The organism is Halolactibacillus alkaliphilus (assembly GCF_900115465.1).
GTDB classification, from domain to species: Bacteria; Bacillota; Bacilli; order Bacillales; family Amphibacillaceae; genus Halolactibacillus; species Halolactibacillus alkaliphilus.
This window is the reverse complement of the sequence record NZ_FOWN01000053.1, coordinates 1-8,323: the sequence shown is the minus strand read 5'-3', so window position 1 is coordinate 8,323 and position 8,323 is coordinate 1. Positions and strand designations below refer to the sequence as shown.

Genomic DNA, 8,323 nt, shown 5'->3' with positions numbered 1-8,323 from the left:
TCCGTCAAATGATTTGGAAACGCTGGAAACATGTGAGAACGAGGTATAGAAAACTTCGAAAATACGGAATATCTCATAACGAAGCACTTAAATTAGCTGCGAGTAGGAAGGGGTATTGGAATAACTCAAAAACACCTGCCCTTCATCGAGCACTATCAAATGAGCGACTATTGAAGTGGGGGCTAAGAAATTTAAACCTTCGCTTGAAAGCAAGTCAATTTAGATCTGACTATAAATTAAAACGATACTTAAATTATTGAACCGCCGTATACGGATCCGTACGTACGGTGGTGTGAGAGGTCGGTAGGTGAATTAATCACCTACCTCCTACTCGATACAGATGACCGGACTAGGCTTGAGCGGAATAAAACGGAACGACGTTTAAAAGAAAAAGCGTCTAAGCGTGATATCCAGACGACTGAAAAGCGAATGGAAGAAGAAAAGACACGCTACCGTATGGTCAGTCATCCAGGAGAGGTGCCGTATGAACATTACTTAAAAATAGACAATACGCATTTAAGTCCTGATGAGGTTGCTGTGATGATTCTGCGTGCGTTTGACTTTAAGTCAGACCGTCATGATTAACTGTTGCTTGCTCATAAACAAGTAAAAAGCTCGGATATTTGTGATATACTAGTTCTTCAATTGAAAGGGTGTGAGACATGTGTTTGAAAGATGGAGAAAAAGTTCAAAGGTAAAAAAAGTGCTAATGATCAGTGGATTAGTGATGGTGGCACTAATTGTTGCGGTATTTTTATTTGTGAGACTTAATACGTATCAACCGTTACCAGAAGCAACGGCGTTATTAGATGCGGCGCATGTTGAAGAAACAGGCGATTGGCTTAAGCTTTCATCTGAGTCAACCCAAGCACGGATTGTGTTTTATCCTGGTGGGCTTGTTGAGCCGGTGAGTTACCTCCCTTTATTTGAGCCGTTAACGCATGAAGGTTTTGAAATTTTTATTATGAAAATGCCATTTAATCTCGCGATTTTAAATACGAATGCAATCGAAAAGTTAGAAATACATACATCTGATGATGTTCCAACTTACTTAAGTGGTCATTCTTTGGGCGGGGCAAGTGCGGCGCTTTATCTCGCCGAAGAACCAGAATCGGTTGATGGACTCGTGTTACTTGCGGCTTACCCATCTGAAAATAGTAATCTATCAGATGTTGTTTTTCCGGTAGTGTCAATAACCGCAAGCAACGACACTATTTTAAATTGGGAATCTTTTGAGACAAGTCAATCGTTATTACCAAAGGATACGACTTATAACATGATAGAAGGCGGTAATCATGCTAACTTCGGTTCATATGGTAAGCAAGACGGGGACGGTGAAAACACGATTAGCCGAGAAGAGCAACAAACTACAACAAGAAGCATATTCACTGACTTAATCGGGAAGTGAATAGTAAGACAACATAAATGAATGAGGTGAGTCAGCATGACAAAAGCAATCAAGGAGCGTTTCAATGTAAGTATTTCAGGAACAGGCGACAAGCGCATCGTCTTTGTTCATGGTTTCGCCTCAAACAAAAAGACGTGGGACTGGGTGTTACCAGACTTTACTGATGACTATCAAGTGATGACGTTTGATTTAATGGGATCGGGACAATCAGACTTAACCTATTATACAAAAGAAAAATACCAAGTCATTGATGGCTATAGTGATGATTTGATTCAACTGTGCGATAGTTACGGGTGGAAAAATGTTCTATGTGTCGGTCACTCTGTTGGTGGGTTGATTGCTTTACTTGCTTCAATCAAACGCCCTGATTTATTTGAGAAAATATTTGCGATTGGTGCCTCTGTGCACTATATCAATGATGAAGATTATTATGGTGGTTTTACACGTAATGATATTAATCAAATTTTAGAGATGATGGAAATGAACTATAGTGGTTGGGCAAGTTTTCTTGCGCCGGTTGCTTTACCTACGTCTGTTGACGCTGAAAAATCACAATATATAGAAGATGAATTTCTAAAAAGTGATCCAGAAATAACCTATACATTCTTAAAGGTGACCTTACTAATGGATTATCGGCAGTTATTACCTCGCGTAACGGTACCTGTGATGATTTTACAATGTTCAGAGGATAGTTTTGTCCCGTTAGAAGTAGCGGAGTATATGCGTGATCATATGAAAGGTAGTCAGCTCCATGTCATGGATGCGAAGGGTCATTATCCGCACGTCAGTCATCCGCAGGAGACGATTGACGCCATAAAAGCTTATCTGTAAAGAGAGATAAAAGATGGCGTATGGGAGGTGAAGGGATGGAAGAGACAAGATGGGACGAGGCGATTGCAAGTTTTGTTAGTTTAAATCTTGCAGGGCATATCGTCAATTGCAATCAAACATTTTCTGATTTTGTGAAGTACACAAAATCAGAACTTAATGGTGCCCATATTGAACACGTTCTAAATAATGCGGGTCGATTTTTCTTTCATTCCTTAGTCTACCCGAAACTAAGAGCAGTAGGTCAAGTAGAAGATATCTATATCACTTTAGAGACAAAGGAATCACAATTAAAGGATTGTTTGTTCAGCGCGAAATTATTTAATGAAAATGATCAGGCCGTGATAGATTGTATCATTTTTCCTGTATCACGGCAGATTAAGTATGAAAAAGAATTGAAAGAAATCAATAAGCGATTAGAAGAAGTATTAAAAGAAAAAGAAGCGCTGCACACTACTCTAATCGAAAAGCAACAACAACTACTAACGTTAAATAAAGAACTAAAACTTTATGCCACACGAGATTCTCTCACTAAACTGTATAATCGTCGGGTATTTCTTGATCGTTTAGAACAAGCGATTCACCGCTTTAATCGAACAGGCGAGTCTTTTTCACTTATGTTGTTAGATATTGATTATTTTAAACGCGTGAACGATCAATACGGTCATAGTGTAGGCGACGATGTGTTGATTCACTTGGCCCATACTATGGTGTATCATCAAGATATGTCTTTTACAAGTGCCCGTTTTGGGGGAGAAGAATTTGTTGTCTTAATGCCCGACTTAACAGAAAAAGCAGCAACAGAAGCGGCAGAATTGTTGAGAGAGCTTGTTGAGAAGGCCCAATTCTTCTCGGTACCCATCACGATTAGTATTGGTGTTTCGACGTTCACATCAAGTGACGACAGTGACACGCTTATTTTAAAAGCAGATAAAGCGATGTACAAAGCAAAACAATCAGGAAGAAACAAAGTGGTACATTACAACGAAATAAAAAATGATACAAATTAAGCCGCAAAAGTTGTAGCAATCTACTTCTTTTGCGGCTTATTGGTTGAATCAAAAAGTATAAAAATATAGCGATGACTGACCTATTAAAGAAGTTAAGCTAATAACGTCATCTTACGCGTTTGTTTTCGTATTGAGCAGGTTTGTGATGTAAAAAAGGTCCTTCATAATCATTGGCGACTTTAATCACGAGTGAACTTAAACCGAGTAAAGCGATTAAGTTAGGAATAATCATGAGGCCATTGAAAACATCGGCCAGTTCCCAAACAATTTCAGCACTGATTGTTGTGCCGAATACGATGCAAATCAAGACGAAAAGACGAAAAACAGGCACGCCTTTTTTACCGACGAGGTATTTCACATTAGCTTCGGCGAAATAATACCAACCGATAATAGTTGATAGAGAGAAAAAGAATAGACAAATAGCGATAAAAGTAGTACCAAAGTTACCAAAACCAACGGTAAATCCTTCTTGTGTAAGTTGGGCTCCAAAAAGACCGGTAGGAAGGACATTGGTTGTTAATATAACTAAGGCTGTTAACGTACAAACAATTCCAGTGTCAATCACAACACCCATAATAGAAACAAGCCCTTGTTCAGCGGGGTGCTTAACTTTAGCAACGGCGTGTGCATGAGGTGTTGACCCCATACCTGCTTCGTTTGAGAAAACCCCACGTGCAACCCCGTAGCGTAAGCTCTCCTTTAGGCCAACACCGATCACACCACCAGTGGCTGCTTTAGGATTAAATGCACCAACAAAAATCATTTCAAATGCAGGTAAAATCATATCCGCGTGCATGAAGATAATTACCAGTGACCCTACAATATAAAACCCAGCCATAATAGGAACGATTTTTTCGGTGAATGAGGCAATTCGAGAAATGCCTCCTAAAATAATCAAGCCAACAATAACAGCGATCACTATTCCTGTCACAACATTAGGGATATTAAAAGCGGCATAAACAGCTTCAGCAATCGAGCTAGACTGAACCATATTTCCCATAAAGCCCAAAGCTAGAATAATTGATACGGCAAAGAATGCAGCGAGGCCCTTGCTACCTAAACCATTTTTAATGTAATAAGCAGGCCCGCCAGTGATCTCACCGTCGCGTTTTTCTGTGTGAAGCTGAGCAAGCACAGCTTCAGCAAAAATGGTCGCCATACCGAAGAACCCACTGACCCACATCCAAAAGATGGCACCTGGTCCTCCTAATGCAATGGCTGTTGCTACACCGGCCAAGTTACCAGTGCCGACCTGAGCGGCAATGGCTGTTGCGAGTGCTTGGAACGAACTCATCCCATCCTCATCAGCTTGCCCTTTCTTAAACATACCGCCAAACGTTTGTTTAAAGGCTAAAGTAAATTTTCTCACCTGCAGTCCTTTTAGGCGAATGGTGAAAACGACACCCGTCCCAACTAGTAAAATTAACATAATTGGTCCCCATAATATACTGTTAATATCTTCGACTATTGCTTGAAGTTGCATTGATTTCCCTCCATGATCTATGTTTTTATTTTAAATAAAGAATACATGCCGCTTGCATCATATAGATATGATGTGTCCTTTATCTGTGGACAAATGTCTTTTAAAACAGAAATATCTACTACTATACTAGAGTAAAGTAGAAAAGAAAAGACTTTTTTAGGAGTTTCACAAAAGTGTCGCTTTTAAGATGAGCACCACATCTATATAATACCCTTTGGTTTCAAAGTGTTTTAATTGACTTTTTTCGACATCCGTTAGATAATATTGACAGTGTTCTACATAAATCGTTCGTGTATGTCGAAGCCTCTTTCCGAAGCGCAAGTTATGTTTTGGGAGTGAGTGCTCTTTTTTTGTATATGAGTCTATAGCATAAATAAACACAGTGTATAAGGGGCTTGATATTGAATGTTATAAACCGTGAAAGGTTTGTTTATTCTATGCTCATGAACGTCATACTAGACATCAGAACGATGATAGAAAGATATTTAAGAAGTGAGGGGATTTTATGCAGTACGATAAAGAACTATTTGAGACGATGCCGATTCCAAAAGCCGTCGCAAAAAATTCTATTCCAGCCATCGTGAGTATGATGGTTGTCTTTATTTATAATATTGCCGATACGTTTTTTATTGGTCAAACAGGTGAGGAACTACAAGTGGCAGCAATTACGTTAGCAATGCCAGTTTTCTCATTATTCATTGCCGCAGGGGTATTACTTGGGATTGGTGGAACATCGATGATATCGCGTGCTCTTGGGGAAAAACGCGTTGAATATGCAAAACATGTGTCTGCCTTTGCCTTTTATGCCTCGATTATTATCGGGTTAGTGTTAATGGTTACTTTTTGGGTGTTTATGCCAGCCTTGCTTAATATTATCGGCGTAAGTGCCGATACGATCGATTATACGAGAGACTATTTAACCTATTTGGCGTTAGGTGCCCCGTTTATTATTCTATCGCAAACATTTAGTAACATTATTCGCTCAGAAGGAAAAGCGACACTAGCAATGAAAGGTATGATGCTCGGGACGATTACGAATATTATCTTAGACCCTATTCTTATTTTAGGATTTGATATGGGGGTGAGTGGTGCAGCCATTGCGACGGTCATTGGTAATATGTTTGGTGCAGCTTTCTTTATCTTTTATTTAGTGAGTGGAAAATCGATTTTATCAATCAAACCAAAAGACTTTAAAATGAAGCAAGGTGTGTTACTCGGTGTATTGGCGATTGGTATTCCAGCATCATTAAATAACTTAATGTTAAGTGTTGCGAATATCTTTTTAAATAATTTCTTGATGAGTTACGGTGATATTCAACTCGCGGCTATGGGTGTAGCGATTCGAGCGAATCTCATTATGATTTTTGTTCAAATTGGGCTTGGGCAGGGGATTCAACCACTGGTTGGCTACAGTTACGGAGCAAAAGATTTTGACCGCTTACGTGGCATTATTAAATTCTCCATTATTACTGCCGTCATTTTAGGTAGTGTGCTTACAGCTATTTACTGGGTATTTGCGGATGCGATTATCCAATCATTTATTGATAGCCCCGTCGTGATTGATTATGGTACAACGATGCTTCGTGCCTTAATTATTTCCGGACCAATTGTTGGCGTGATGTTTATCTTCATTAATGTGCTACAAGGATTAGGAAAAGTGATACCATCACTTATTCTATCGATCTCGCGTCATGGTTTGGTTTTTATTCCATTGTTATATATTTTCGACTATACAATTGGATTAAACGGCATTATTTATACTCAGCCAGTAACAGATATACTTACTGTGATTATTTCGATAATCCTGTATACTGTAGTTAGTCGTGGTTTAGTCGAACAGAAAGCGATGAGATAGGAGCTTATACATGCAATCTAATCAAACGTACCGACAGTTGAAATGTCCCGTCGTTGATATTTGTGGTGGATGTCAAGTCCAACACTTACCTTATGAACAACAGTTAGAACAAAAGCAAAAACAAGTCGTTGAGTTATTAAAAACATTTGGCAAAGTTGATCCCATTATTCCGATGAAAGACCCTTATTATTACCGAAATAAGATCCATGCGACATTCCAAACCGATCGTCGTAACCGGATTATTTCGGGTATATATCAATCGGGTACGCATAAAGTCGTGCCAATTGATTCGTGTCTCTTACATGATCAACGTGCGGATAAAATTATTGTCTCAATCAGAGGCTTATTAAAATCGTTTAAAATGCGCCCTTACAATGAAGATACGCGTCAAGGTCTCTTAAGACACGTTCTTATTCGTACGGGTTTTGAAAGTGGTCAAATTATGGTCGTGTTAGTGCTCGGAACGCACGTGTTTCCGTCCCGAAAAAACTTTGTGAAAGCGTTGGTTGATAAGCACCCAGAAATCACGACCGTTGTGATGAACGTCAACAACAAAAAAACAAGTATGGTACTAGGTGATCGTGAAACGGTCCTCTATGGTAAAGGTTTTATTCAAGATACACTGTGTGGGCTTAAGTTTAGAATTTCTCCGAAGTCATTCTATCAGGTGAACCCTGTTCAAACAGAAACACTTTACAATAAAGCGTTGGATTTGGCGGAATTCACGGGTAATGAAACAATTATTGATGCGTACTGTGGTATCGGTACAATTGGTTTAATTGCGAGTAAGCGCGTCAAGAAAGTGATAGGTGTGGAACTAAATCATGATGCGTTTAAAGATGCGATCAATAATGCGAAACGAAACGACATCACAAATGTCTTCTTCCATAATGCGGATGCAGGAGAATTTATGATTAAGAGTGCCAAACGTAAGCAGTTTGTTGATACGGTCATTATGGACCCACCTCGTTCAGGGAGTAGTGATGACTTTATCAGAGCACTTGCCTTTATGAAGCCGAAAAAGATTGTCTATATTTCTTGTAATCCGGTTACGTTGAAGCGGGACTTAGAGAAACTGACGCGTAAAGGGTATCAAGTCAAAACTATGATTCCTGTCGATATGTTTCCTGGGACGAGTCACGTTGAGACGGTAGTATTGATGTCTAGGGTGGATGAATAGAAGTAATTGAAGCGTTGATAGAATAAGGTTTTCCAGTGATTTTGGAGAGTGTCCAGGCTGGGGAATCTTATTTTATTTGGAGTGAACACGAAGATGAGATTTTGGGAAAAATGGGGTTGAGTTGATAGAATGGCTTTTGGGTGGGGGAGTTGACAGGATGAATATATTGCTATTTTTATCATCTAAAATCAAATAAATATTGATATGAATGAATTTCATAATTCTGAGGCCTTGCGGCCCAATGGTTTTGAAGCATAAAAAAGGAAGTACCTCCCCAAGTCTTGTATAATGGTAAGTAACCAAACTAAACCAAAAGACTGGAGGAGAACTCCCTATGCCTATTATACGACAAGAGAGTTTATTTAGCATTAATGAATTATATGCAATGGAACCTACCCAACGATATGATGCTATTATTTCGGTCATTGATATTGACCACATTTACCGTGAGGTAAGTAAAAAATCACGTCTTGGAGCTCCGGAGGAGCTTAACTACGCTGCTATGATTATTTCTGTTTTTATAAGATATGTTGAGCGTATTCCTACAATTAAAGACTTG

At 39.1% G+C, this 8,323-nt stretch carries 7 protein-coding genes and 1 pseudogene; 7 read left to right on the top strand and 1 reads right to left on the bottom strand.

Going from position 1 to position 8,323, the window contains the following annotated elements:
• The first annotated feature begins 429 nt into the window (after positions 1-429).
• The 4 genes from BM163_RS13860 to BM163_RS13290 all read left to right on the top strand — a co-directional run bounded on the left by BM163_RS13860 (position 430) and on the right by BM163_RS13290 (position 3,246).
• Positions 430-585, top strand: a complete 156-nt coding sequence (locus BM163_RS13860; RefSeq protein ID WP_177200269.1) for a hypothetical protein — start codon at positions 430-432, stop codon at positions 583-585.
• A gap of 79 nt (positions 586-664) precedes the next feature.
• Positions 665-1,408 carry an alpha/beta fold hydrolase gene (locus BM163_RS13300; protein ID WP_089803662.1) on the top strand — a complete coding sequence of 248 codons (744 nt, stop codon included), beginning with the start codon at positions 665-667 and terminating at the stop codon, positions 1,406-1,408.
• A gap of 36 nt (positions 1,409-1,444) precedes the next feature.
• Positions 1,445-2,239 carry an alpha/beta fold hydrolase gene (locus BM163_RS13295; RefSeq protein WP_089803661.1) on the top strand — a complete coding sequence of 265 codons (795 nt, stop codon included), beginning with the start codon at positions 1,445-1,447 and terminating at the stop codon, positions 2,237-2,239.
• Between the two features lie 35 nt (positions 2,240-2,274).
• Entirely contained in the window at positions 2,275-3,246 is a 972-nt protein-coding gene (locus BM163_RS13290) for a GGDEF domain-containing protein (RefSeq protein ID WP_170243754.1), read from the top strand.
• Between the two features lie 106 nt (positions 3,247-3,352).
• Here the strand turns inward: BM163_RS13290 and BM163_RS13285 are convergent, their stop codons facing one another.
• A complete protein-coding gene (locus tag BM163_RS13285) occupies positions 3,353-4,729 on the bottom strand; it encodes an alanine/glycine:cation symporter family protein (protein ID WP_089803659.1) in 1,377 nt (458 codons plus the stop codon).
• A 505-nt stretch (positions 4,730-5,234) separates the two neighbouring features.
• Here BM163_RS13285 and BM163_RS13280 point away from each other — a divergent pair.
• The 3 genes and pseudogenes from BM163_RS13280 to BM163_RS13270 all read left to right on the top strand — a co-directional run.
• Positions 5,235-6,584: an MATE family efflux transporter gene (locus tag BM163_RS13280; RefSeq protein ID WP_089803658.1), complete on the top strand. Its 1,350-nt coding sequence runs from the start codon at positions 5,235-5,237 to the stop codon at positions 6,582-6,584.
• A 10-nt stretch (positions 6,585-6,594) separates the two neighbouring features.
• Positions 6,595-7,764, top strand: a complete 1,170-nt coding sequence (gene rlmD / locus BM163_RS13275) for a 23S rRNA (uracil(1939)-C(5))-methyltransferase RlmD (protein ID WP_089803657.1) — start codon at positions 6,595-6,597, stop codon at positions 7,762-7,764.
• Positions 7,765-8,098: 334 nt separating this feature from the next.
• Positions 8,099-8,323 (top strand): annotated as a pseudogene (locus BM163_RS13270) (IS5/IS1182 family transposase); the annotation flags it as partial.

Coding starts and splice junctions, on each gene's coding strand:
- BM163_RS13860 (WP_177200269.1), top strand. CDS start 430: ATGGAAGAAGAAAAGACACGCTACCGTATGGTCAGTCATCCAGGAGAG.
- BM163_RS13295 (WP_089803661.1), top strand. CDS start 1,445: ATGACAAAAGCAATCAAGGAGCGTTTCAATGTAAGTATTTCAGGAACA.
- BM163_RS13290 (WP_170243754.1), top strand. CDS start 2,275: ATGGAAGAGACAAGATGGGACGAGGCGATTGCAAGTTTTGTTAGTTTA.
- BM163_RS13285 (WP_089803659.1), bottom strand. CDS start 4,729: ATGCAACTTCAAGCAATAGTCGAAGATATTAACAGTATATTATGGGGA.
- BM163_RS13280 (WP_089803658.1), top strand. CDS start 5,235: ATGCAGTACGATAAAGAACTATTTGAGACGATGCCGATTCCAAAAGCC.
- rlmD (WP_089803657.1), top strand. CDS start 6,595: ATGCAATCTAATCAAACGTACCGACAGTTGAAATGTCCCGTCGTTGAT.